The sequence below is a fragment of the Sorangium sp. So ce119 genome (genome assembly GCF_051524405.1).
Taxonomy (GTDB): Bacteria; Myxococcota_A; Polyangia; order Polyangiales; family Polyangiaceae; genus Sorangium; species Sorangium cellulosum_G.
On the sequence record NZ_CP150310.1, the window covers coordinates 9,291,173 to 9,316,476 of the forward strand.

The following is a 25,304-nucleotide window of genomic DNA, read 5'->3' on the forward strand; positions in this document are numbered from 1 at the left end:
CGTGCGCAGCCGGTGCTCACCGGCCACCCTCCCCCTCAGGCGCGGCTCAGGGGCGCTCCAGGCAGGTCCTCAGGGACTCCCACTGGATGCTGCACTCCTCGAGGTACTTCGCTGGATCGCAGTTGTCCTCGGCGTGGTTGCGGCACTCGAGGTACGACTCCCACGCGCCGTCACAGCCAGCCTCCTCCGCCTCCTCCGTGTCGGCGCTGCAGGTGTCGAGGCAGCTCTCCTCCGTCGTGGCGTCGCCCGGGCACTCCACCTGTCGCTCGCAGAGCTCGGGACAACCCTCCTCCTCGCCGTGACCGCTGCTGCAGCTCAGGGCGACGAGGGCGAGCGCGGCGAGCCCCATCCTTGCAATGACCTTCATCGGGTCATCGTACCATGAGAGGGGCGCCGGGCGCGCGAGCGGGCGGCGGGCGAGGGCCCGGATCAGGGAAGGAGCCGGGAGATGAAGCTCCACTTCGTCGAGCGGCCGGACTTCATGGCGAGGACCGTGGTCACGCCGATGACGCCGGCCGTGAGGGCGATGTTGAGCGGCCCCATCACGTTGAGCAGCTGCTGCAGCGCCGCGGCCTTCGCGGGCGTGCGCGGCGACGGGGTGTCGCCGTCGTGGACGGGCACGGCGCGGGCCGGCGCCTGCTCGCTCATCTGCTTCCCGCTCACCATGTTGACGACGCTCGTCGCGAGCGTCGCGCCGAGCAGGATGTCCTTCAGGTGCACCAGGGTGCGGGTCTCCTCGTCGATCGACCGGCCCGAGATCATCGTCCGCCCGATGAACCAGGTGGCCGCGGCGGTGCCGAGCGAGATCGCATTGACGAGGTTGTAACGTTGCCACGCGTCGGCGAGCACCTTGCCGCGCTCGGCCTCGGAATGGATATCCTTGACCGCCTGATGCAATGCCAGACGGCCGAAGAGAGGGCCACCAAACCCCGCGGCCAGACCGAGCTCATGCAATACCCACGCGGACGTCGAGAGTGTAGCCATGTTGTTCCACCTCGTCGCGACGCCCCAAGCAAGATCGTGCCCAGCGCCGGACCGCGCTCCGTGCTCCAGGTCGTCGCAGGCGCGCCGGCTCGGCAGGACGCGCGCGATGATGGCGCCGGCACGGCGCGTGCGTGAAAGCCCGTCGAAAAGCCCGTCGAGGCGAGGCGGGCAGAGGCCGCCGTGTCACCAGGAGGATAGAGAAGAGGGCTGGAGAGACGCCCCGGAGCAACGCGCCCCGGGCCGCCGGGCGCCACTGTGACCATCGGCCCCCCTGCGAGGCAGTTTGCCTCATGTGTTGCCGCGCCCTGCTCGGCGCGCCGGGCACGCGAACGCTGCGGACCGCGCCGTCTTCGTGCTGCACAGCGTCGGCCCGTGTCGTGCTTTCGCGCCCGGCCAGGACGCGCGCGGGCAGATCGCGCGGGCCGCAGGAGCACCATGAGCGAGCTGAACGATGGGCCGAGGGCCCTCGAGCCCACGGGCGCATCCGGGATCTCCGGGAGCTCGGACGACGCGAGCGCGGAGCGTGGGGCGCGGGACCGCGCGGCCCGGGGCGAGGGGCGCGGTCCGGAGACGTTCGTGTCCGCGTCGGCGACCAGCGACGTGTACGGCGCGCGGCCGGCGGCGCTCGGGGAGAAGACGGCGCTCGAGGCGCACTCGGCCTTCTTCGACAGGAACAACGACGGGATCATCACGCTCCGCGAGACCTACGAAGGGCTCCGCGCGATCGGGATCGGACGGGTGCTCTCGGCGTGGTTCGCGCTCGTCATCAACGGGGCGCTCGGGCCCCCGACGTCCCGATCGTTCGTCCCCACGCTCTCGATCACCCTCGCGAACATCCACCGCGGCAAGCACGCGAGCGACACCGGCGTTTACGACAAAGACGGCAGGTTCGACCCGGTGAAGTTCGACGAGCTGTTCGCGCGCTGGGACAGGGACCGCGACGGCGCCTTGAACGCGCGCGAGCTCGTGGCGCGCACGCTCGGCGATCGCGACTTCCTCGACGTGCTCGGCTTCCTGGCGTCGGCAGGCGAGTGGGCGGTGCTCTACGCGCTCGCCGGCAAAGGAGGGAAGCTGACGCGCGAGCAGCTCCGTCGGATGTACGACGGGACGCTCTTCCACGAGCTCGAGCGCGAGAAGCAGGCGGCCCGGAGCGCCTGAGGCGCCCCGGCGTGAGCGACAGGAACAGAAGAAGAGGAGACAATCACCCTGCCATGACACTTGACTTCATGACGCTCCACGCCAGATCGCCCGCGCCGTGACATCGATCCTCGCCGCCGTCAGGGCGCGTATCTCGAACAAGCACCTGGGTCACCTCGCGGTCTTCGCGTTCTCCGCGGGCGCCGCCTGGCTCTGCGTCCTCGATATCGCCCTCAAGCAGCCAGTCGCGATCGACTTCAAGTCGTTCTATACCGCCGCCGTCGCGGCCAGCCGCGGGCTCGACGTCTACGACGTCACCGTCCTCGAGTCGATCGCCAGGGAGCTGCAGCTCCCGCACGAGCCGACGTTCCCCTATCTCTATCCGCCGTTCTTCGCGCACACCTTCTCGTGGCTCGCGCGCCTGCCACCGAACGTCGCCCAGCAGGTGTGGTCGACCATGGCCGTCGTCAGCTACGGCCTCGCCGCGACGTTCGCCGTCGCCGCGATCCGGCGCGCGACGCGGGGCGCGCGGGGCGCTGACGACGCCGCGCGCGGGCCCGCGATCCCCACGGTCCTGCTCGCGCTCATCGCCTTCCTCGCGTGGGCGCTCAACCTGCGCAACAGCCTGGCGATGGGGCAGGTCAACCCGCTGGTGCTCGTGTTCATCTGCGCCGCGCTCGCGCTCTCGCTCTCGGGCAAGGACACCCCCGCGGGGCTCGCCCTCGCTGTCGCCGCCGGGATCAAGGTCACGCCCATCCTGCTCGCGATCCCCTGGGTGATCCAGCGGCGCTTCCGCGCGCTCGCCGGGCTCGCCGCCGGGCTCGCCGCCCTCGTCGTGATCAGCCTGCCGTTCGGCGCGGCGCCCGCGTGGGTCGAGTTCCTGAGGCGGCTGCCGCGCATGTCGCACGGCGCCAGGATCCCGGGCCTCTTCGATCCGGGCACGGCGGCGAACTTCTCGCTCGCCGGCTTCTACGCGCGGCTCTTCGGCCAGGATGCCGCCACGATCAAGGCCGCGTCGGTGATCACCGTCCTGCTCCTCGTCGGCGCGGCGCTCGCGCTGGCCGGCCGCGCCGCCTCGCCCGAGCGCTCGCTCCGGCTGCTCCTGCCGCTGCTCGTCGCGATGGTGGTCGCGAGCCCGTTCACCTACGTGCACCACGTGCTCTACATCTTCCCGGCCGCGCTCTACGCGCTCGACCGGGCGGCCAAGGACGAGCGCCGGCTCGAGATGGGCGCGCTCGTGGTCCTGATCTCGCTCGCCACCATCGATTTTCCGTATGTCTACGAGCGCTTCAACGCGCCTTTGCCGCCCCTCGCGCTCTCGGTGAACCTGTATGTGCTGCTCGCGATCTACGCGCTCGGCATGGTCCTGCTCTGGCGGGAGCGGCGCGAGGGATCGGCCGCGCCCGGGGCGGTCGCGCCGGCGGCGCCGCCGCGGGCTCACGTCGACGGGTACGTCGCGCCGCCGCTCAGGAGGGCATGTCCACGGTCGCCGCTGAGCTCGCGGTCCGTCGAGAGGAGCGAGGCGACGAGCGCGGCGGCCGCAGGGCGGAGCACGTCGGCGATCGCCTGCTGGCGCAGCAGGCGGAGCTCGGCCGGAGGCACGAATCCGTGGGTGGGCGGGATGTCGCCGCCCGCAGGGGTCGGCGCGGAGCCCACCTGGTCGAGCGCGCGCGCGAAGGTCGCGGCGACGCGCTCCCGCAAGCCCGCGCCGCCCACCGCGACGGCCCAGCGGACGAACGCCCAGGCGAGCTCGGCGTGGCGCGCCTCGTCGCGGGCGATCGCCTGGAGCGCCATGCGCACCGCGGGCGCCTCCGCGGCCTGGGCCGCGACCTCCGCCTCGATGGCGGACAGGGTCTCTCCCACGCAGCCCTCGACCACCGTGTCGAGGGTGAGGGCCTCGAGCGATCCGACGTCGTCGAGCGCGCCGCGCAGGGGCAGCGGGCCGACGCCCACCGGCTCGCCGGCGTACGCCGAGGCGACCGCGAGCGCGAGGCGGGCGTGCCGCACCTCGTCGATCGCCGCGCGGTGCGCGGCCTCGAGCAGCGCAGGCGGCGCGCCGAGCGCCATCAGCCCGAGCGCGAAGCGGCCGAAGGAGGCGACCGAGGCGTGCTCGCTCTGGCCGCGCTCGGCCCAGCGCCGGGCGAGCTCGCGGCGCGCGGCCGGCGGGAGCGCGCGCAGGTCGGTGTCCGCGAGCGCGCGCTCGAAGCGCTGCCAGTCGGTCCGGGACCAGGCGCTCGGAGCGCGGGAGAGCGGGGCGACGCGCGGCTCGCCGCGGACCAGGAGCGGGCGCCCCTCGCAGCCGATGTGCCCGACGAGATAGCAGCAGCTCGCCGGGTCCGACGCGGCGCGGTTCGCGTAGGGGCCCTGGATCGACTGGGCCCCGCCCTCGCCGTCGCCGTCGCACAGGCACGATCCCGAGCCGGGCGGCAGGCCTTCGAGGTGCGGCGCCGCCTGGGCGGCCGCAGGGCAGGCGCCGTCGACCGGCGCCGCGCAGTGCACCTCGTAACAGCACTGCCCGTAATAGCCGCCGTCATGGAACGGCCCGACGCAGGTCGGCTCCGGCGTGGGATCCAGCGGCGCCGAGGCGTCCGGAGGATCGGTCTCGCCGCCTCCGCCGGACTCCGAGGTTGCGCCTTCAGGTGGGTTGGAGCTGGAGCCGGACTCGACCCGAGGGCCGCAGCCAGACGCCAGAGCGAGGCTCGCGCCCCACTGGGATGCGAGGAGGATGCGGACCAGAAAAGCTCTCATGGCCGGCGACAAAGCAAGGCATGTACCGCGCGAACAACCGTGTTTCCGGTCGCAACGCTCGCGCCGCCGTGCCAACGTGTGCCATCACGTTCTCCGCGGCGGCCATGCGCGCTGCTCGCCGCGGAGCGCGTCAAGGAGCGGTGAAGCCGCGATGCGGATCGTGCTCGACAGCTCCGTCGCCATCGCCTCGATGAAGCCCGCCGAGCCGGGGCACGCGGACGCGTTCGCCTTCCTCGAGCGCGCCCGCGCGGCCGTCACGGCGGGCGCGGCCCGCGTGCTCGCGCCGCCCGAGCTGTGGCTGGAGGTGTACGTGGCCGAGCAACGGCTCGCCGCGCCGCGCCCGTCGCCCCGGCGCGCCCCGGCGGCGAGCGCGAGCCCGCTGGCCGCGCTGGCGGGCCTCGCGGTCGAGCTGGTCGCGCCCGCGGGAGAGGACGCGCTCACGGACTTCCTCGGCCTGCTGACGAGGCGCATGCGCGGCCGCAGGCCGTTCGCGAACGCGACCGACCTCGTGTACCTGTGGGCCGCGCACGGCGCGGAGGCGACCGTGGTGACGCTCGATGAGGGGCTCCTCAAGTACCACGGCGTTGTCTGCGACGTGACGCGGCCGCAGCACGTCCGCCTCGGTTAACGCGCCGCGCCGAACGGCAAGGCACCTCGCGACACCGCTGCTCCGGAAACGTCGGCAACGGCAAGAACGGCAAGAGCGGCAAGAGCGGCAAGAGCGCAACGCACGCCCTCGACTGCCGCGCTGGATGGTCGCGCTACAATGTTGCGCTCTGCGCGTATGCGCTTGTCGCGCCCATCGAGTAAGGCTATCCCTGAGCGTCGCAGCGGAGCGCGCGGAGCCCGCGAGCCCGGGCTGCGCACCGAGGCGCATGCGAAGAACATCGCTCCCTTCACCGGTCCTGCCGGTGGGTCTGGCCCTGCTCACCACGCTGGCCGCGTCGCAGGCCCACGCGCGCCGCAACGGGGTGGCGGTGGACGGGTGCAACGGGTGCCATAACGGCGGCGCGACGCCGAGCATCACCGTCGACATGAACCCGAAGAACCCGGCGGCCGGCGAGGCGGTGACTCTGCAGGTCGCGATCGCGGCCGGGAACATCAACGTCGGCGGGCTCTATGTGCGCACCGGCGTGGGTCGGTTCGCCGCCATCGACGGTCAGAGCACGAAGCTCATCGACGATCACCAGCTCGTCCACGACACGCCGAAGCGGGCGAGCGGCGGCGTCGTGCGCTTCGACGCGCGGTGGACGGCGCCGCCGACGCCGGGCGGCGTCGTCTTCGAGGTGTGGGCCGTCTCGGCCAACGGCGATAACTTCTCGCGGGGAGACGGCGCGCAGTCCGCCAGCGCCGCGTTCGCGTTCGGGTGCGCCGGAGAGACGTATTACCTCGATCGCGACGGAGACGGCCACGGCGACCCCGGCGTGCCCAGGGTCGATTGCAGCCAGCCTCCGGATCACGCCATCCGCGGCGACGACTGCGACGACTACAGCGTCAACATCCACCCGGACCAGGCCGAGGCCTGCAACGAGCGCGACGACAACTGCAACGGTGAGATCGACGAGGACCTCGAGGTCTCCACCCAGTACGAGGACTCGGACGGCGACGGGTACGGGTCGTTCTTCGGCGCGACGGTCATGGCGAAGTGCCCCCCCGAGGGGTTCGCGCCGAGCTCGAACGACTGCAACGACAGGTCTCCGAGCGTCCACCCGGACGCGGTCGAGACGTGCAATCTGATCGACGACGATTGCGACGAGCGGATCGACGAGGGCATGCGCGAGGTGTGCGGCGTCGGCATGTGCGCGCGGGAGGCGAGCACGTGCACCGCCGGGTCGTGCACGCCCGGCGAGCCGACGGCAGAGGTCTGCAACGGGCTCGACGACGACTGCGACGGCCAGGTCGACGAGGACCCGGGCGTCTGCGGGCCGGGCGGGAGCGGCAGCGCGAGCAGCGGCGGCGCGTCCGGCAGCTCCGGCGCGTCCGGCAGCTCCGGCGCGGGGATCCCGGGCTCCTCGGGGAGCGGCGCGCCCGAGGAGGAGAGCGGCGGCGGGCAGTCCGGCGGCTGCGCGATCGACCCCCAGGGAGGGCCTCCATGGCGGCTCGTCCCCCTCCTCTCGCCGCTCGCGTTCCTCGCGTTGCGGCGCCTGCGGCGAGCTGGCAGGGTGCGGTAGATCCCCCTTCCCTCGCTCGAGGTCACACGCATGCTCTACCGCCGCTTCGGTCGTACCGAGATCCAGATGCCCGTCCTCTCCTGCGGAGGGATGCGGTACCAGCAGTCCTGGAACGACAGCGACCGCGTCTCGACCGAGAGCCAGCGCAACGTCGAGGCGTGCATCGCGCGGGCGCTCGAGCTCGGCATCAACCACATCGAGACAGCGCGGGGATACGGCACGAGCGAGGAGCAGCTCGGGAAGATCCTGCCGAAGCTGCCGCGCGACCGGATCATCGTCCAGACGAAGGTCAGCCCGGACGCGGATCCTCGGAAGTTCCTCGAGACGTTCGAGCGATCGATGAAGCTCCTTCGCCTCGATCACGTCGATCTGCTCGGGATCCACGGCGTGAACGACGAGACGCGCCTCGCGTGGTCGCTGCGCGAAGGGGGCTGCGTCGACGCCGCGCTCGAGCTGAAGCGGCAGGGGCGCGCGCGCGCGGTGGGGTTCTCGACGCACGGGTCGCCGCGCGTGATCACGGCGATGGTGAAGGACGGTCGCCTCGATTACGTCAACCTGCACTGGTATTACGTGAACCAGTTCGCATGGCCGGCCATCCAGGCTGCCGCCGCGCGCGACATGGGGGTGTTCATCATCAGCCCCACCGACAAGGGGGGCCGGCTGTACGAGCCGACCGACAAGCTGGTGCGGCTCTGCGACCCGCTCTCTCCGATCGTGTTCAACGACCTGTTCTGCCTCGCGCGCCCCGAGGTCCACACGATCAGCGTCGGGGCGGCGCGCCCGTCCGACTTCGACGAGCACATGAAGGTCCTGCCGCTGCTCGAGGGCGAGGGAGCCGCGCAGGCGGCGCTGGCGCCGATCCTGCGCAGGCTCGACGAGGAGCTCGAGCGGGCGCTCGGCCGCGCGTGGGTCGACACATGGCACGTCGGCCTGCCCGAGTGGGAGGCCGTCCCGGGGCAGATCAACATCCGAGAGATCCTGAGGCTCTACAACCTCGCCAGGGCGTTCGACATGACGGCCTACGGCAAGGTGCGGTACAACCTGCTCGGCAACGGCGACCACTGGTTCCCCGGCAACCGCGCCGAGCGCGCGCGGGAGCTCGACCTCGCGCAGGTCCTCGCCGAGGCGCCGCAGCGGCACCGCATCGCCGAGGCGCTGGTGGAGGCGCACGCGCTGCTCGCCGGGCAAGAGGTCAAGCGCCTCGGCAAACACTGAGTCTCGCGCGCGCCGAGCTTCCGGACGGCGCGGCAGGGCGGCGATGAACGGGGCCGCGCGCCGGGGGACGTCACGAGGCCGTCTTCTGGCGCTTCGGCCAGTACACGTGGAAGGTCGCGCCGGCGTAAGGCTCGGACTCGAGCGCCACCTTGCCGCCGCGCGTCTCGACGATCTTCTTCACGACCGACAGGCCGATCCCGGTGCCCTCGAGCTTGTCGCGCGCCTCGAGGGTCTGGAAGATGCCCCAGATGCGCTCCTGGAACTGCGGCGGGATCCCGGGGCCGTTGTCCTTCACCGTGAAGTCGTGGAAGTCGCCCGCGTCGGCGCACGCGATCTCGATCACGGCGTCCGCGCGGCGCGCGTGCTTCAGCGCGTTGCCGATGAGGTGCATGAACACCTGCTGCACCGGCACGCGCTCGGCGAGGAGCGTCGGCATGCCGTCGCCGACGACGACGGTCGCCTCGGGCGGGGGCGCGAGGAGCTCGAGGCACTCCGCGACGACCGCGCCCACGTCGACGTGAGAGAGCTTGTCGCGGATGCGGCCGGCGCGCGAGTAGCTGAGGATGCCCTCGATGAGCGCCTCGAGGCGGTGCACGCGGCCGCGGAGCATGCGCATCTGGTGGCGCGCCTCGTCGTTCATCTTGTCGGCGAGCCCCTCCTCGATCCACTCGGACAGGCTCGCGATGCCCCGGAGAGGGGCCTTGAGGTCGTGGGAAGCGACGTAGGCGAACTGGTCGAGATCCTGGTTGGTGACGGCGAGCGCGTGGGCGAGCTGCTCGGCGCGCCGGCGCGCGCGCACCTGGTCGGTGACCTCGAAGGCGAGCACGGCGATGCCCTCGACCCGGGCAGCGGCGTCGTAGATGGGCTGGTAGATGAAGTTGAAGAAGCACTCCTCGATCTCGCCGCCGCGCTGGAGCGACACGGGGAACTCATTGCCGAAGAACGGCTCGCCCGTGGCATACACCCGGTCGAGCAGCGGGACGACGGCCGGCGCGGTCTCGGGCAAGGCGTCGCAGAGGCGCTTGCCGAGGAGATCGCGGTTGCCGATGAGCTCGAGGTACCGCGGGTTCGCGAGCTCGAAGACGTGCTCGGGCCCGCGCAGGACGCAGATGCCGGCCGGCGCCTGCAGGAACAGCGTCTCGAGGCGCGACCGGTGCCGCTCGGCCTCGGCGAGCGCGGCCTGCTCGCGCGCGAGGAGCTCGGCGCGCTCCTCGGCGCGGAGGCGCTCGTCCTGGTAGGCCCGGGCGCCGGAGATGGTGGTCGCGATGTGGCTGGCCGCGAGCTCGAAGAAGTCGCTGTAGGCGGCGTCCAGCGCGCGGCGCGGGCTGACGCCGACCACGAGGAAGCCCTGGAGCGCGGCCTGCCCGGCGCGCGCGAGCGGCAGCACGACCGCCTCGCGGGCCGGCTCGGGCCACTGGCCGCCGGGGAGCTCGCCGAACCGCCCGGCGGGGGTGTCGAGGCGCAGGCACTGGCGGGTCCGCGCGACGTGCGCGAGCGGCCACGCGGCGCCCTCGTCCGCGAGCGAGACGCGCTCGGGGCTCGCCCGCCCGCCGGGGGAGAGGCCCTCGGCGGCGGCGAGGCGGGCCTCCGCGCCGCCGGGCTCGATCAGGTAGAGCAGCGCGAACGGCACGTCCGCGGAGCGCGCGGCGAGCGTGCTCACGGAGCGCGCGCACGTCTCTTCGACGGAGACCATCGCCGCCGCGGCCGACTGGGCGCCGAGCGCGCGGAGCGCCCGGAGGCGGCGCTCGCTGAGGACGCGCGCGGTCGTCTCGGCGCAGGCGCAGAAGATGCCCCCGATGGTGCCGTCCTCGATCAGGACAGGAGCATACGAGAACGTGAAGTACGTCTCTTCGAGATAGCCATTGCGCGAGAGGATCAACTGGAAGTCTTCGGACCACGTCGCCTGCCCGGTGGCGCGCACCCCGTCGAGCATCGGACCGATGACGTCCCAGATCTCGCTCCAGCACTCGCGCCCCGGGCGGCCCAGGAACTGCGGGTGCTTCGTGGCGCCGAGGATCGGGCGGTACGCGTCGTTGTAGAAGCGGGCGTACTCGGGTCCCCACCAGATCTCGATGGGGTGACGGGAAGCGAGGCAGATGCTGACGGCGGTGCGCAGGCTCTGCGGCCACGTCTCCACGGGCCCGACAGGGGTGCGCGACCAGTCGTGATCGCGCATGAGCTGCGCCATCTCGCCGTCGCCGGCGAGGAACGGCGCGTCGCTGGGCCTGTCCGCGGCCCCGGGGTGGTGGCTCTCCTGCATGTCTCTCCCGTATATCTGTACATGGTGCAGCGGCGCTGTCACGTTTCGCGCCCTGCGCCCCGCCGAGCCGGGGAGCGTCTGGCCAGGCCGCCCGCCCGGGCGACCTGGCCGAGCGGCTGCTCGGCGCGCCCTGCGCGAGGGGGGCGCGGTCTCCTCCTCGCGGCCGTGGACGTCACGGAGGCGCGCTCATCCGGTCCGGGCGAGCTCCTTGTCCGCGGGCGACTCGGCCTCGCCCGGGGCGGCGGTGTCGACCGGCTTGAGGTCGCTCGTCGCCGGCCCGCGGATCACGCGGCCCGTGCACTCGAAGCGCGAGCCGTGGCAGGGGCAGTCCCAGGTCCGCTCGGCCGGGTTCCACGCCACGATACAGCCGAGGTGGGTGCACACGGCCGATCGCTCGTGGACATGGCCCTGAGGGTCGCGGTAGACGGCGAGCTTCGTGAGCCCCCGCCTCATGATGGCGCCTGTCCCCGGGGCGAGCTTCTCCACGTCGTCGAGATCGCCGCCTGTCAGCCAGTCGGTGTACTGCGCCGCCGTGTTCAGGTTCTCCTTGAGGTACTCCGACGCGGAGTGCAGGGTGAGGTTCACGCGGGTCGGGTCGTAGAGCCCGGCCCACGCGTTCTCGCGGCCGTGGACGAGGTCGTTCACGAGCAGGCCCGCGATCGTGCCGTGGGTCATGCCGTTGCCGCAGTCGCCGGTCACGATGAGGATGCGAGACTCCTTCTTGAGGCGGCCGATGAACGCGAGGCCGTCGGCGGTCTCCATGACCTCTCCGGACCAGCGGTGTACGACCGGGCCCGCCTGGGGGAAGCGCTCGCGCGCCCACGCCTCGAGCCGCGCGTGGCGCTGATCCGCGTCGTCGGCCTGACCGGTCTTGTGGTCCTCGCCGCCCACGATGAGGAGCTCGTCCGGCCCGCCGGCGCCGTCGAGGTTGCTGAGCCGGACGTAGTGGAACGGATCTTCGGTGTCCCAGTAAAGGCCAGGAGGGATGGATCCGCGCGGCACGCGCAGGGCGATGACGTAGGTCCGGTACCCCGCCTGCTTCAGGTGCACGGAGATCCAGGGCAGGAAGGGCGAGTTCGTGGCGAGCACGACCTCGTTGGCGATGATGTTCACGCCGCGGTCCGTCTTGACGATCACGTGCTCGGGCTCGGCCTGCTCGTCGACGTCGACGACGTGAGCCCTCGTGTAGATCTTGCCGCCGTGACGCTCCACGGCGCGGGCGAGGCCGGCGAGGTAGCGGAGGATGTGGAACTGACCCTGCTCCGGGAACACCGCCGCGATCCCGGTGTTGAACGCGTCGAGCGGCGCGCGCTCGACGCCGCTCACGCGGTCGAGGCCGGCCTGGTGAGCGGCCTTGATCTCGTCCTCGATCGTGCTCGACGGGTGCCCCGGCGCGGCGAACAGGTACCCCGGCACCCTGCGGAAGTCGCAGTCGATGCCCTCTTCCTGCACGATCCGCTCGATGGTGTCGATGGCGGTCGTGTGGCTCGCGGCGGCGAGGCGGAGGCGCTCCGGCGCGTGGAGCTTGGCGAGCTCGGTCCAGCGGCGGTCGAGCGCGTTGACGATGTGCGCTGTCGTCAACCCGCTCTCACCGCCGCCGATCACGCCGTCGTCGAGGACGATGACGCCCCTGCCCTCCTTGGCCAGCATGTACGCGGTCGTGAGCCCGGCGATCCCCGCGCCGACGACGCACACCGTCGTCCTGTGCTCGGTCGCGAGCGGAGCGATGGGCGGGAGCGCTGCGTGGGTCCATGCAGTGTCCTTATCGTATGCTCGATCCGTCATGGAGGCCTCCCGGTCGTGGCGAGCCGCCCCTGCCGAGCGGCGGTCCCTGTGCTCCCGCGCCCTGCAAACGGTCTGCCACGCAGCGCGGGCCGAGAGCGGCGCGTCAACCGCGCGAGCGGCGCCGGGCGCGTGGCAATTTGCGACAGGGCATGTGGCGAGCGGTGCAGTTGGCCGTGCAGGAGCGCGCCCGCGCGGCGGAGGGGCTGGCGAGAGCGGGTGTGCTAGAGGTAGCGACGAGAGGCCACCATGAGATTGCAAGGCAAGATCGCGCTCGTCACAGGCAGCAGCCGGGGGATCGGCCGCAGCATCGCCGTCCGCTTCGCCCGCGAGGGGGCGGACGTGGGGATCACGTACCACAAGAGCAAAGAGGGCGCCGAGGAGGCCCTGGCCGAGGTCGAGGCCGCCGGCCGGCGAGGTCATCTGTTCTCCGTCGACGTCGCCTCCGTCCAGAGCGTGCAGGCGATGATCAAGGACGCTGTCGCGCACTTCGGCCGGCTCGACGTGCTGGTCAACAACGCGGGGCTGGAGAAGCGGGCGCCGTTCTGGGAGGTGACCGAGGAGGACTACGATCAGGTGGTGAACACCAACCTCAAGGCGGTGTTCTTCGGGAGCCAGGCGATGGTCCGGCACCTGCGCGAGGCCGGGCGCCCCGGCAAGATCATCAACATCAGCTCCGTGCACGAGGACCTGCCGTTCCCCAACTTCGCTGCGTACTGCGCCAGCAAGGGCGGCGTGCGCATGCTCACCCGCACGCTGGCCGTGGAGCTGCGCGGCACCGGGATCACCGTGAATGCGATCGCGCCGGGCGCGATCGAGACGGAGATCAACGCCGACTTGCTCAAGGACCGCGACAAGCTGGACGCGCTGCTCGGGCAGATCCCGCTCGGCCGCCTGGGCAAGCCGGAAGACGTGGCCGGGCTCGCCACGTTCCTCGCCTCGGCAGACGCCGATTACGTGACCGGCTCGACGTACTTCGTCGATGGCGGGCTGACCTGGGACTACGAGGAGCAATGACAGCAGGCGCGGCAGGCGCATCAGGAGACGCGCCGCCGGTCCCGCCGATCGCGCTGTACGAACGCGGGGTCGCGGGTTGGGCCTGACACCGAGAAGAATCCTCGACGAGAGGCAATGCGCCGGGCCTCGCCTGCCTGCCGCGGCGATGCACCCGAGCGGACGCCCCCAGGGCCTGCGCGGGGCGCATCGCTTCGTATTTTGCGGTACGGGGCCGGCGCCCTGTGGCACCATGCGCGCATGACCGAGCTCAAGACCTATACGGGTGGCTGTCACTGCGGGAAGGTGCGTTACGAGGTGAAGGTGGACCTGAGCGCTCCGGTCGGCGTGTGCAACTGCTCGCGCTGCTCGAAGCTGGGCGTGATGCTGGCCTTCGCGCCGGTGGACCAGTTCACCCTCAAGCAGGGTGGAGACTCCCTCACCGACTACCAGTTCAACAAGAAGACCATTCACCACCTGTTCTGCTCGGCGTGCGGCGTCGAGTCGTTCGCGCGGGGGACGGGGCCCGACGGGAAAGAGATGTGCGCCATCAACGTCCGCTGCCTGGACGACGTCGATCTCGACGGGCTCAAGACCATGAAGTTCGACGGCAAGAGCGCGTGATCGCGGCCGGGGCGGTCGCGGCAAGCGCCGTCTCGACGCGCCCGCCGACACACGCGATGGACGCGCGGGAGAAGCGCCTCGCCCCGGTCCAGCCTGGCAACGACCCTTGACGTCCCGACCGCCCGTTTCAGGTTGCCCGTGGTCGAGGGCCTCCGCAGGACGCGCGCAGGCGACGCTTGTCCAGGTAGCCCCAAGCCCGAGGTGACCATGAGCGACGAGCGCCGCGAACAACCCACGACCGTGCCGTCCCCCGAGCAGCCAGCGCGAGGCGCCGGAGCGCCGAAGGCCCCCTCCGGCGCGACGGCAGGGGGCGAGAACGGCGGTCATCCCCGCATGGTGCCGAACCCGACGCTGAACCGCTCGGCGCGCGCCGGGCGCAAGACCGAGGACGAGCAGCTGCTGAACCGGCCGGAGCTCGCGAGGCCCGCCGCCGCCGACTTCACCCAGACCGACCCGTGGCGGGTCCTCCGGATCATGGGCGAGTTCGTGGCCGGCTTCGACGCGCTCGCCCACGTGGACGCCGCGGTGGCGATCTTCGGCTCGGCGCGGACGCGGCGGGACGACCCGGACTACGCGGCCTGCGTCGAGCTCGCGCGGCGCCTCGGGGAGCGCGGCTTCGCCATCATCACCGGCGGAGGCCCCGGCATCATGGAGGCGGCCAACCGGGGCGCGATCGAGGCGAAGGCGGTGTCGATCGGCTGCAACATCGAGCTGCCGCACGAGCAGGCGGTGAACCCGTTCGTGCAGATACCGATCAACTTCCGCTACTTCTTCGTGCGGAAGACGATGTTCGTGAAGTACGCCGAGGCGTTCGTCATCTTCCCGGGCGGCTTCGGCACGCTCGACGAGCTGTTCGAGGCGCTGACGCTGGTGCAGACCGGCAAGGTGCAGAACTTCCCGATCGTGCTCTACAACCGGAGGTTCTGGTCCGGCATGGTCGAGTGGATCAAGGAAACCATGCTGGCAGAGGGCAAGATCTCCCCGGACGACATGAAGCTGATGGTCGTCACCGACTCGATCGAGGAGGCCTGTCAGACGATCGTCGACTGCTACGAGCGCAGGTGCTGGGAACCCAGGCAGCGCGCCGCGGCCGACCCGATGACCGGCGGCCCGCCGGGGGCGGCGGCGCGGCCGGAGCACGCGGGGGAGCACACCGACGCGGTGCCGGAGCAGTGAGCGAGGGCGCGCGGCGCTCGCGCGGCGGCGAGGCATCCTGCCGGCGCACGCGCCGCCGTGGGCGAGCTCGTCGACGATGACGGGCGCGCGGCCGGGACCGGCGACCGGCCGCGTGGACGAATTCGAGAGCAAGACCCGGAGTGCCGGGCTTTCCAGCGGGGGTTATGGTCGTCGGGTGAACCGCAAGAATCACCGGCAGCCAGCAGACGACACGTCGAAGAAGGCCCCCTCGCGCGCCGCCGTGGTGGAGAGCGACCCGCGCTGGGCGGCCGTGGTGGCGCGCGACGCGAGCGCCGATGGCAAGTTCTTCTACTCGGTCAAGACGACGGGCGTGTACTGCCGCCCTTCCTGCGGCGCGCGCCCAGCGAGGCCCGAGAACGTCGGGTTCCATCCGAGCGCGGCCGCCGCCGAACGCGCGGGGTTCCGGCCGTGCATGCGCTGCAAGCCGGACCAGCCGCCCCTGGCCGAGCGTCAGGCGGCTCAGGTGGCCGAGCTGTGCCGGCTCATCGAGCGCAGCGCCGAGGTGCCGAGCCTCGAGGAGCTGGCGCGCCACGCCGGACTGAGCGTCTTCCACACCCATCGCCTCTTCAAGGCGGTGACCGGGGTGACGCCGAAGGCGTACGCGGCGGCGCACCGCGCCAGGCGGATGAGGGCCGAGCTCGGCAAGAACGGCACCGTGACGGAGGCGATCTACGCGGCCGGGTACGGCTCGGGCGGGCGCTTCTACGAGGAGGCGAACCAGGTGCTGGGCATGACGCCAACGAGGTACCGCGCCGGAGGCGCGAACATGGATGTCCGGTTCGCGATCGGGGAGTGCTCGCTCGGGTCGATCCTGGTCGCCGCCACCGCGCGGGGTGTGTGCGCCATCCTGCTGGGCGACGACCCGGAGGAGCTGGCGCACGATCTGGAGCGCCGGTTCCCGCGGGCCCGCCTGATCGGCGGCGACGCCGCGTTCGAGCAGCTCGTCGCGAAGGTGGTGGGGCTCGTGGAGAGCCCCCGCGTCGGCGTGGAGCTGCCGCTCGACGTCCGCGGCACGGCGTTCCAGCAGCGCGTCTGGCAGGCGTTGCGGGACATCCCGGCGGGTGCGACGGCGAGCTATGCGGACATCGCCAGCGCCATCGGCGCTCCGGGGGCGGCCAGGGCCGTGGCGAAGGCGTGCGCGGCGAACGCGCTGGCGGTGGCGATCCCCTGCCACCGCGTCGTGCGGAACGACGGCGACCTGTCGGGCTATCGGTGGGGGGTCGAGCGCAAGCGCGCGCTGCTCGATCGGGAGGCGAGCGCGTGAGCGCGCGTGGCGAGGTCGCCCCCGCCGCGACAGGCGTGGAGGAGCGGGTGGCGTCGGTCGACTGGGCGCGCGCGTCGCAGGAGCTGGACGCGCAGGGCTGCGCGGTGGTCGAGGGGCTCGTCACCCCGGCCGAGTGCGGCGAGATCGCCGCGCTGTACGCGCGCGAGGAGCTCTTTCGCAGCCGGGTGGTGATGAGCCGTCACGGGTTCGGGCGCGGGGAGTACAGGTACTTCGCGCGCCCGTTGCCCGGGCTCGTCGCGGCCCTGCGCACCAGCGTTTACCCGCGCCTCGTGCCCGTCGCCAACCGATGGAGCGAGGCCCTGGGTCTCGAGGTGCAGTACCCGGAGGAGCACGCGCGCTTCCTCGATCGCTGCCATGCCGCGGGTCAGGTCCAGCCGACACCGCTGCTGCTGCAGTACGGAGAGGGCGACTACAACTGCCTGCACCAGGACCTCTACGGCGAGCATGTGTTTCCGCTCCAGGTCGCGATCCTCCTGTCCGAGCCCGAGCGCGACTTCACGGGCGGCGAATTCGTGATGACGGAGCAGCGCCCGCGGATGCAGTCTCGACCGATGGTGGTGCCGCTGCGCCAGGGCGATGCTGCGGTGTTCGCCGTCCGTCACCGACCGGTGCAGGGCGCGCGCGGGGTGTACCGGGTCAACATGCGGCATGGGGTCAGCCGCGTGCGATCGGGGCACCGTCACACGGTGGGAATCATCTTTCATGACGCGACGTGAGGGCGCGCGCGGGGGCGACCGAGGCGATCGCCGCGCCGCGCGTGCCGAGAGGCCGCGTACGGGGACCTCGGTGTTGTAGCCTGCGACGGCTGGTCGCCGATCGGCGATCACGGAGCCGACGGGACAGACGGGAGGCATCGAGGGAATGAGGAGCAAGTACGTTCTGCTGGTGGGGGCTTGCGCGTGCGTGTTGCTCGCCGCCTGCGGCGGGGATGACGCAGGCGGTAGCGGCGGTAGCGGCGGTAGCGGCGGTAGCGGCGGTAGCGGCGGCGCAGGCGGTAGCGGCGGCGCCGACGGGGGTGGCGGCGCCGACGGGGGTGGCGGCGCCGACGGGGGTGGCGGCGCAGGCGGGGAGGCGGGCTTGCTCGGGCTGTACCAGGCGGCCGTCGCCGACGCAGAGGTCGCCGAGGAGAGCGAGCGCGTGGACACCCTGACGGCGATCGACGGCGAGAATGGCGATCTCCTCCGCGACGCCGAGGATCGTGTGCTGATGGTCACCTGGACGTCCTACCCGGGCTATGACGAGCTGGTGGGCGAGGAGACGACGCTCGGCGTCGAGGTCTGGCTCACGCCGGCGCCCGAGCTCCAGGCGTTCTGCCGCGCGAGCGGGCTCGAAGGGGCCGCGCTCTCGCTGCGCCTGGAGCAGCGGCTCGGCCTGCCGCCGGACAACGGCAAGGACCGCGTGGTTCAGCTCTGGGTGCCGGCCGAGTCGCTGTTCCGCCCGAGCCCGGATCTGGAGATCGACGACTCGGTCGCCGAGCTCGATTTCCCGGCCGATACGCCGCAAGAGCACGTGGACTGGGTCGACGCTCTGAAAGCGACGTCCTATGGCGAGAATGGCTACCCGTGGACGCGCCTGGGCTACACGTACGACTGGAGCCCCGAGGGGAACGAGGTCGGCGAGAGCGAGTTCGTGGCCAGGAAAGACACGATCGTCGTCGTGGAGTCCGTCACCTCGCAGGACGAGTACTGCCGGCCGGCGCCGTGAAGCGCGCCTGGTGAATCGCGACCGGAGCCGCTCAGCTCATTTGTTCGCAGCGGGCGCGAGCGGCACCTTGCGGTAGACGCGATCGACGTCGATGACGACGCCGATCGACTCGAGTTCAAGCTGCATGCCAGAGCCCAGGATCGAGAGCAGCCACCGGCCGTCCGGCTGCCGCTGGAAGTGCTCGATGCGCACCTCCTTCTGGGAGACCACCACGTACTCCACGATCGAGGGGACGCTCCGGTACTGCGCGAACTTGTCGCCGCGATCGTAGGCCTCCGACGGATCCGAGAGCACCTCGACGATCACGTTCGGGTTGAGGAGCGTGTCGACCTCCGCGTCCTCGAACACGGGATCGCCGCAGACGACAGACGCGTCGGGGTACACATAGCGCCCCGTGGACGTGATCTTGACGCGCATGTCGGAGGTGTGAACCTCGCAGGCGCGCTCGAGCAGCGCATTGCCGAGCTCGCGCTGGATGTTCGCCGCCAGGAGGCTGTGCTCCCTGGAACAGCCACGGATCGCGAAGATCTCGCCGTTCGCGTACTCGTGCTTCTGCTCGGAGGCCCGCTCGAACGCGAGATACTCATCGGTCGAGAGTCTGGTGCGCCTGGGAGGCTGTCCCATCGCGGACAGCGTAGGTGATGCGCCCGCCGTGCGCGAGCCGCCCCCTTCGCGGCCCTCCGCTTCGCCCCGCACCACGCCGGCCGCTACTCCGCCGGCTCCTCTTCCCCGAGCCGATCGAGCTCGCCCCACAGCGCGTCCAGGTCGAGCACCAGCCCATCACACCCCGGCACCGCCTCGATCTTCCCGCCCGCGGCGCCCTGCGCCCAGACGTAGCGGCCGTCCGGACCGAGCTCGTAGATCTCGAGCATCCTCGTCGCCGGATCGAGCAGCCAGTACCAGCGCACCCCGAAGGCCGCATACTCGCGCAGCTTCTCGATCCGGTCGCGATGCACGTCGCGCGGCCGCGGCGAGACGACCTCGATCATCGCATCCGGCGGGCGCCGCATCGGCCCGCGGCGCGGCGGGGGCTTCTGCCCCGGCAGGATCATCGAGAGGTCCGGCTTGCGCCCGTTGCCGTTGCGGAGAAGGTACTTGAGCTCGGAGCCAGCCACGAAGGCGCCGCGGGCCGACGCCCACGCGCCGAGCAGCCGGATGAGCCAGCTCACGGCGGTCTCGTGGATCCAGTCCGGCACCTCTTCCTCCACGAGCACGCCGCCGACGAGCTCGCCCGGCTCATCCTCGGGCAGATCGACCCATGCCTCCTCGCTGAGGCGGCCTGAACTGTCGAGGGCAACGGCAGCACCGGCCATCACGGCCACGAGGATAGCACGAACCGGCTCCGCCCCCGCCTCGGCGCCGCAGCGCGCCCCGCCCTCGCCCGCCGCCCGCTCACCCCTGCTCCGCCGGCGCCGCCCCCGGCGGCGGCGCGGCCGCCTCGGCCTTCTTCTTCTTTCGCCGGCTCTCCAGCCACGCGCGGCGCTTCTCGACCCACTTGGCGAGATCCTTCGCCAGCCATCCGCCCTTCTGCCGCCCCACGATCTCCCGCAGCAGCAGCGCCGCCTGGCCGTGGCCGATGCGCATCGCGAACAGGTCGTCCATCACGATCTTCGCCCACCGCGTGCGGCGCACCGAGTCCATGTGATCCACGAACTGCTCGATCCGCAGGAGCACCTTCGTCCCGAACCCCGTCTTGCCCGTCACCACGAGCGCCGCCGTCTTCTCCTTGTCGAGCGCCTCCAGCCTGCGGATCGCCCCGTCGATCAGGTTCGCGTGCTCCGCCCACTCGGCGCCGCCCTGCTCCTTGGCCGCGCGCACCGCCGCGAGCGCCTCGCGCAGGTCGATCAAGCCGAAGTCCGAGTACGACAGGAAGAACGTCAGCACCTCGCGCCGCGCCGACGGGTTGCTCTGCATCCGCTCGATCGCCGTCCGCACCCGGTCCATCGAGAGCCACCGGTACACGAAGTCGAGCCCCGTCCCCTTGATGTTCTGCGACCCCATCAGCCGCGCGTCGAACCCCGGCGGGATCTCGCGCGTGATGAAGTCGATCACCTTGTCGCCCTTCGCGTCCGCGTTCCACAGGACCGCGATCCGCTCCAGGAACAGCTCGCGGAACGCCGCGCGGAACGCCTGGTTCGCCTCGGCGTCCGCGCCCCGCGACAGCGCCGCCTCCACCTCGGCCCGCGCCTTGTCGCGCCGGGCCAGCCGCCGCGACAGCCGCGCCGCGTGGTGGACGATGTCCGGGCGGATGTCGTCCTCCCCCGCCGGCGGCGCGTGCGCCTCCAGCGCCTTCTTCACCGCCGCCTCGATCGCCTCGGGCTCGGCCTTCTTCCCCGCCACGTCGGCCCCGCCCACGATCGCCGCCGCCGCCGCCTCGTCGATCGACGGCAGCGCGCGCAGCATCCGGGTGAGATCGTCCTCGAACGCGCCCGCGCGGGCCGGGACGCCCACCTTCTTCATCTGCTCGTCGAAGCGCTCCAGCGCGCGCTCCTTGCCCCCGTCGCCCGTGATCACCATGTCGCGCAGCCGCGCGTCGAGCCCCTCCGTGATGAACTGCATCATCCCGCCGAGGTTCGAGTTGATCAGCACCACGTGATCGACCCCGATGTCCTCCACGACGATCTGCGCGAACACGCGCGACCGCGCGACCCGGTCGGCGCGGTTGTTCACCACCATCACCGTCGCCTTGCCGGGCGTCGCGTCCATGTCGTGCTTGTCGAACGCGAGCCGCGTCCAGTTCGACATGAACCCGGCGCGCTCGTTCGCGCTCATCCCGTTCGAGAACGTCAGCTTCCTCCCCCGGTACTGCACCGTGGGGTACGTCTTCAAGACGCCGAGATCGAGGATCACGTGATCGGCGATCTCGACCAGCGCGAACTCGCGATCGACGCCGAAATGGTCCGCGAGCGCCAGCACCAGCGCCACGTTGCGCGGGTGCTCCTGGTACGGGAGCCGGTCCAGGAGATCGACCGGCAGGAGATCCGCGTCGATCGGCGGGATCGCCACGAGGTTCGTCCCCTTGCGCTGCGCCTGGTCCTTCAGCAGCGGGAGCATCTGCTCCTCCGTCGTGAAGGACAGCCCGTCCGTCGGCATGAACCGCGCGATCACCCGCGCCACGTCCTCGCCCCCGGGGCCCTGGATGTCCTCGTGATCGGGGTAGGCGTTCGTCAGCGTCGTGATCTCGTCGCGCATCCACTCGGCGCAGAGCGTGTCGACGAACAGCGGCTGGAGCGCCATGCACTCCCACAGGAACACCTGCGCGCGGAGGTTCCTCCCGGCGGCGAGGATGTTCCGCTGCTCCCAGATCGTCGCCTTGTCGTACGGGCGGTAGATGAAGATCTCCTGCGCCGGCAGGTCGCGCATGGCGTGGATGAACATCGCCTCGCAGCCGGTCGTCTTCACCACGACGTCGTAGCGGAGCGCGTGGAAGAGCGCGGCCTTGAGCCGCTCCGAGCCGCTCTTGCCCCGCGTCCCCCAGCCGCCGATCGAGAGCGGGATGCCGCGCCGCGCGCGCTCGATCTGCGTCATGATCCACGCGGCGCGCAGCACCATGTACGCGAGGACGAGGAACACGACCCACGCGAGCTGCGTCGGGACGTTGCCCGCCGGCGACACGAGGTACGAGAAGAAGCTGTCGATCCAGACGGGCACCGACGGGCCGGCGAGCCAGTCGCGGCCGATCTGGAGCGCCGAGGGCAGCGCGACAGCGAGGTACTTGCTCGGCAGGTGCGGCTCGATCGCGTACGGGCGCCCGCCGACGTCGCCGCCGGCGTCGCCGAACGAGACCGTGAAGCCGAGCTCGCCGGTCATCAGCGTGAACTTCTTCTGCTCGGCCGGCTCCTGCGCCACGAGCGCGCGCATGCGCGCCTGCGCGTAGCGGTCGTAGCGCAGCGTGAGCAGGGCGCGGGCGCGCAGCCGGTGCGCGAGCTTCGCCGGCGCGCGCACCGTGACCGTGCCGCGCGCCGTGATCAGGCGGATCTCGCGCTGGGTCAGGCTCGCGGCGGCGAGCAGGTCGTCGATGCGGGGCACGAACGGCCCCCAGCCGCCGACCGGCGGGTAGACGTGGCGCTCGCCCGGCACGCGCGTGGGCGTGACCTCCGCCATGCCGACCGGCGGCGCGACGAGCTCGCCGGCGAACAGGCGGCCGCTCGTGTGGATCCACCCCTTGCGCTTGTCCGGCATCGGCGTGCGCAGCTCGTGCACGAGGCGCCAGAGGCGGAAGCCGCGCGGCTCGCCGCGCGTGAGCACGTACCGGCCCCGGCCCCGGCGCCGCAGCGTGTACGTCATGTCCCCGCGCGAGGCGACCGCGAGGGCGCGCTCGATGTCCCGCGGCTCGGCGTCCTTCGGGATCTCGACCGGCGCGCTCTCGCCCTCGAGCAGCTCCGAGGCCGCCGCGACGAGCGTCTGGCGGATGTGCTCGGCGACCGGGCGGCTCTCGACCTCGAGCAGCCGGAGCGCCGCGGCCGCATCGTCGGAGAGATCCGGCGCGATCGCCGGGCGGCTCGCGAACTCGGCGAGCAGGTCGACGAACGTCGTCGGCGGCAGCGGGGCGTACGGCCCGGCGCAGAGCGTGCGGACCCCCTCGAGCGCCGCGCGGGACGCGAGCGGCGGGCCGGGGTTCACGAGGGCGTGGCGGACGGCGCGCTCGGCGAACGGGGCGGCCTCCGCGTGCTCGGTCGCGTGGCGGGAGAGCTCCCGCATGGCGTAGCCGCGGACGCGCGGCGACCCGTCGCCCTCGGCGATCTCGACGAGCGCCGTGAGGGCCTCGGCGCTGCCGAGCGCGACGAGCTGGCGCACGAGCTCCTGGCGGACGTGCTCGCTCGGGTCGTCGCGGGCGATGAGCGCGATCTGCAGCGGGTCCGCGGTCGCGGGCGCGCGGGCCGGCTGCGCGCTGACCGCGGGCACCGCGCTGAGCCGGGGCGCCGAGTCGGGCGCGGGATCGTCGGAGCTCTCGGGGACGTCGGCGCCCTCGGGGATCTCGTGCTCGCCGCTGCTCCCCACCCCGCGCGCGGGGGCCTCCGTGGCGGCGGCGCCCGGCTTGCCGCCGTGGCCGGCCTGCGCGCCGTTCCAGCGGGACGCGTCCTCGGCTGCGCCGGCGCGGCGCCCCCCGCGCGCGCCGTCGAGCGGGATCACCGGGGCCGAGGGGCGCGCTGCCGCGCCGAGCAGGCGCAGGGCGTTGCGGCGCAGGATGGGGCCGTCCTTGTCCGCGCGGTCGCGCGCGCGGATGCGCTCGGCGAGCAGCGAGTACGCCTCGTCCGGGAAGAGCAGGACGCCGATCTCGAGCGCGGCGATCTGCACCCAGCGGGACGCGCCCACGCCACGCGACCACGCCAGCACGGAGCGGGCGGCGTCGAGCCCGAGGTGGCCGAGCCGCTCGCGCGCCGGGATGCGGTGCAGGAGGGCGACGGCGGCGAGCATCGCGGCGCGGCGGACGGGCGGGGGGCGGCTCGGCTCGGCGTGCGCGATCGCGAGCCGGAGGACGCCGCCGTCGCGGACGACGTGCAGCGCGTCGGCCGGGTCGTCGAGGTGCTGCGCGAGGTGGGTGAGCGCGTGGTAGGCGATCTCGATCTCGTCGAGGCGATCGGCGATGGCCGTGGCGAAGCGCTCCTGGGCGGCCTCGAGGTCGAGGTTGCGGCCGAGCGCCGACAGATCGCCGGCCTGCTCGACGCGCCCGGTGGCCCAGCCGAGCAGCGAGAGGCCGCCCTTCTTGCGCTCGCGCGCCCAGACGCGGAGCTGCCTGGCGAGGAGCTCGCGCCGTTCGGCGGGTGTCGCGGCCGACTGATAGGCGACCACGAGCGCGGACTCGGCGCTGCGCAGCCTGTCGACCTCGGCGGCCGCGCCGTCGGCGCACCGGGCCAGCGCGGCGAGGAGCGCCGGCGGCGGGTGCTCCTCGTCGCCGAGATCGGCGGTGACGCGCGCGACGACCGTGGCGATGGCGCGCGGGCGCAGGCGCACCTCGATCTGCGGGAGGCTGTCCTCGATGACCTCCGCCATCGACCGCGGCGCGGCGGTCCAGCCGTCGGTCGGCAGGCGCGAGCTCACGGCGCCTCCGCGCGACGACGATCGCGGAGGGGACGGCCTTGCGGCGGGGGGCGAAGGACACCGTACAGCGACAGCATCGGCGGGCGAGCAGGGTACACCGTCGGCCGGAGCTGTCGCGAGCCGCTCTTCACGCGGCTGCGCTCCTCGAACGAAGGGCGGACGGAAGGGCGGCGTCGCGCGCGTCGGCGGGTCTTCCACGTGGTCGTCTTGAACACACGCGCCGCGGCGAGGCCGGCCTGGCGACGCGCGCGCGGGCAGATCAGGCCGTCTCGGGCGCGCGCGTCGCCGTCAGGGCGAGCCTTCCGCGAACGTGTCGCAGTCCTCGACGCGGCCGCCCTGCATGCCGCGCTTGAACCAGGTGACCCGCTGCGCGGACGAGCCGTGCGTCCACGTCTCCGGGTTGACCCTGCCGGTCGCGCTCTTCTGCAGCCGGTCGTCGCCGATCGCGGACGCGGCCTTGAGCGCCTCCTCGACGTCGCCCGTCTCGAGCAGGTCGCGCTTCGCCGTGGAGTGGGCCCACACGCCGGCGAAGCAATCCGCCTGGAGCTCCATGCGCACGGAGAGGGCGTTTCGATCGCCCGGCCGCGCGCTCTGCTGCTGGCGCACGCGGCGCTCGATCCCGAGCACGTTCTGCACGTGGTGGCCGATCTCGTGGGCGAGCACGTACGCCTGGGCGAAGTCGCCGGGCGCGCCGAACCGCGCCTTGAGCTCGCGGTAGAAGCCGAGGTCGATGTACGCCGTGCGGTCCGCCGGACAGTAGAACGGGCCCATCGCCGCCTCGCCGACGCCGCAGCCCGACCTCACGGAGTCGGTGAACACCGTGAGCTTGGGGGCCGGGTACGTCTGCCCGTCGCGGCTGAACGCCTGCTTCCACACCGCCTCGGTGTCATCGAGGACGAAGGACACGAAGTCGACGAGCCGCTCCTCTTCGGGCGAGCTCGCGCGCTCGGTCTGCGCGCCGGGGAGGCTGACGCCCTGGCCGAGCCCCGAGTTGAGGAGATCCTTCCCGAAGACGAGCGAGAGCACGAGCAGGATCACCGTCCCGCCGACGCCCATCTTCGCTCCGCCGGAGACGCCGCGGAGGTCTTGGAGGTTCGTACTGCGTTTGCCGGGTGTCCATCGCATGGCAACCGCATGTATAGCGTGGACCACGCGTCAGGTG

At 72.3% G+C, this 25,304-nt stretch carries 19 protein-coding genes; 11 read left to right on the forward strand and 8 right to left on the reverse strand.

The features are described 5' to 3' along the window. Window positions 1-46: 46 nt before the first annotated feature. Both WME76_RS35045 and WME76_RS35050 read right to left on the reverse strand, forming a co-directional pair. On the reverse strand, window positions 47-367 hold the full coding sequence (locus WME76_RS35045) for a hypothetical protein (RefSeq protein ID WP_433929861.1): 321 nt from the start codon (window positions 365-367) through the stop codon (window positions 47-49). 62 nt (window positions 368-429) lie between these two features. After that, a complete protein-coding gene (locus WME76_RS35050) occupies window positions 430-984 on the reverse strand; it encodes a hypothetical protein (RefSeq protein WP_437956541.1) in 555 nt (184 codons plus the stop codon). A 435-nt stretch (window positions 985-1,419) separates the two neighbouring features. Between WME76_RS35050 and WME76_RS35055 the strand changes: the two genes are divergently transcribed. The 5 genes from WME76_RS35055 (at window position 1,420) to WME76_RS35075 (ending at window position 8,255) form a co-directional block, all read left to right on the forward strand. Further along, the gene (locus WME76_RS35055) at window positions 1,420-2,142 is read left to right on the forward strand and encodes a caleosin family protein (protein ID WP_437956542.1); all 723 of its coding nucleotides are present in this window, start codon (window positions 1,420-1,422) and stop codon (window positions 2,140-2,142) included. 97 nt (window positions 2,143-2,239) lie between these two features. After that, window positions 2,240-4,441 (forward strand): glycosyltransferase 87 family protein, encoded by a 2,202-nt coding sequence (locus WME76_RS35060; RefSeq protein WP_437956543.1) that lies wholly within the window; start codon window positions 2,240-2,242, stop codon window positions 4,439-4,441. Between the two features lie 579 nt (window positions 4,442-5,020). Then, the gene (locus WME76_RS35065; protein WP_437956544.1) at window positions 5,021-5,497 is read left to right on the forward strand and encodes a PIN domain-containing protein; all 477 of its coding nucleotides are present in this window, start codon (window positions 5,021-5,023) and stop codon (window positions 5,495-5,497) included. A 247-nt stretch (window positions 5,498-5,744) separates the two neighbouring features. Continuing rightward, complete coding sequence (locus WME76_RS35070; RefSeq protein WP_437956545.1) at window positions 5,745-7,040, forward strand: putative metal-binding motif-containing protein; 1,296 nt, start codon at window positions 5,745-5,747, stop codon at window positions 7,038-7,040. A 30-nt stretch (window positions 7,041-7,070) separates the two neighbouring features. Next, complete coding sequence (locus WME76_RS35075) at window positions 7,071-8,255, forward strand: aldo/keto reductase (RefSeq protein WP_437956546.1); 1,185 nt, start codon at window positions 7,071-7,073, stop codon at window positions 8,253-8,255. A gap of 70 nt (window positions 8,256-8,325) precedes the next feature. Here WME76_RS35075 and WME76_RS35080 read toward each other — a convergent pair whose 3' ends face one another. Then, entirely contained in the window at window positions 8,326-10,515 is a 2,190-nt protein-coding gene (locus tag WME76_RS35080; protein ID WP_437956547.1) for a sensor histidine kinase, read from the reverse strand. Window positions 10,516-10,701: 186 nt separating this feature from the next. Further along, complete coding sequence (locus tag WME76_RS35085; RefSeq protein ID WP_437956548.1) at window positions 10,702-12,300, reverse strand: FAD-dependent oxidoreductase; 1,599 nt, start codon at window positions 12,298-12,300, stop codon at window positions 10,702-10,704. A gap of 246 nt (window positions 12,301-12,546) precedes the next feature. On the opposite strand from WME76_RS35085, the gene WME76_RS35090 reads away from it, so the two are divergent. The 6 genes from WME76_RS35090 to WME76_RS35115 all read left to right on the forward strand — a co-directional run bounded on the left by WME76_RS35090 (window position 12,547) and on the right by WME76_RS35115 (window position 18,100). Then, window positions 12,547-13,314, forward strand: coding sequence for an SDR family NAD(P)-dependent oxidoreductase (locus WME76_RS35090; protein WP_437956549.1), 768 nt, complete (start codon window positions 12,547-12,549; stop codon window positions 13,312-13,314). 237 nt (window positions 13,315-13,551) lie between these two features. Continuing rightward, window positions 13,552-13,914: a GFA family protein gene (locus tag WME76_RS35095; RefSeq protein ID WP_437956550.1), complete on the forward strand. Its 363-nt coding sequence runs from the start codon at window positions 13,552-13,554 to the stop codon at window positions 13,912-13,914. A 333-nt stretch (window positions 13,915-14,247) separates the two neighbouring features. Further along, window positions 14,248-15,090 carry a TIGR00730 family Rossman fold protein gene (locus WME76_RS35100; RefSeq protein ID WP_437962190.1) on the forward strand — a complete coding sequence of 281 codons (843 nt, stop codon included), beginning with the start codon at window positions 14,248-14,250 and terminating at the stop codon, window positions 15,088-15,090. 241 nt (window positions 15,091-15,331) lie between these two features. Next, window positions 15,332-16,375 (forward strand): bifunctional DNA-binding transcriptional regulator/O6-methylguanine-DNA methyltransferase Ada, encoded by a 1,044-nt coding sequence (ada, locus tag WME76_RS35105; RefSeq protein ID WP_437962191.1) that lies wholly within the window; start codon window positions 15,332-15,334, stop codon window positions 16,373-16,375. Continuing rightward, a complete protein-coding gene (locus tag WME76_RS35110) occupies window positions 16,372-17,112 on the forward strand; it encodes a 2OG-Fe(II) oxygenase (RefSeq protein ID WP_437956551.1) in 741 nt (246 codons plus the stop codon). Before ada ends, WME76_RS35110 begins: the two co-directional genes overlap by 4 nt. Before the next feature lie 145 nt (window positions 17,113-17,257). Then, the gene (locus tag WME76_RS35115; RefSeq protein WP_437956552.1) at window positions 17,258-18,100 is read left to right on the forward strand and encodes a hypothetical protein; all 843 of its coding nucleotides are present in this window, start codon (window positions 17,258-17,260) and stop codon (window positions 18,098-18,100) included. Between the two features lie 36 nt (window positions 18,101-18,136). Here the strand turns inward: WME76_RS35115 and WME76_RS35120 are convergent, their stop codons facing one another. The 4 genes from WME76_RS35120 to ypfJ all read right to left on the reverse strand — a co-directional run bounded on the left by WME76_RS35120 (window position 18,137) and on the right by ypfJ (window position 25,267). Next, on the reverse strand, window positions 18,137-18,724 hold the full coding sequence (locus WME76_RS35120; protein ID WP_437956553.1) for a Uma2 family endonuclease: 588 nt from the start codon (window positions 18,722-18,724) through the stop codon (window positions 18,137-18,139). Between the two features lie 83 nt (window positions 18,725-18,807). Further along, window positions 18,808-19,413: a Uma2 family endonuclease gene (locus tag WME76_RS35125; protein WP_437962192.1), complete on the reverse strand. Its 606-nt coding sequence runs from the start codon at window positions 19,411-19,413 to the stop codon at window positions 18,808-18,810. Between the two features lie 79 nt (window positions 19,414-19,492). Next, window positions 19,493-24,142 (reverse strand): capsule biosynthesis protein CapB, encoded by a 4,650-nt coding sequence (locus WME76_RS35130; protein WP_437956554.1) that lies wholly within the window; start codon window positions 24,140-24,142, stop codon window positions 19,493-19,495. A gap of 288 nt (window positions 24,143-24,430) precedes the next feature. Next, window positions 24,431-25,267, reverse strand: coding sequence for a KPN_02809 family neutral zinc metallopeptidase (gene ypfJ, locus WME76_RS35135; protein WP_437956555.1), 837 nt, complete (start codon window positions 25,265-25,267; stop codon window positions 24,431-24,433). Window positions 25,268-25,304 lie beyond the last annotated feature (37 nt).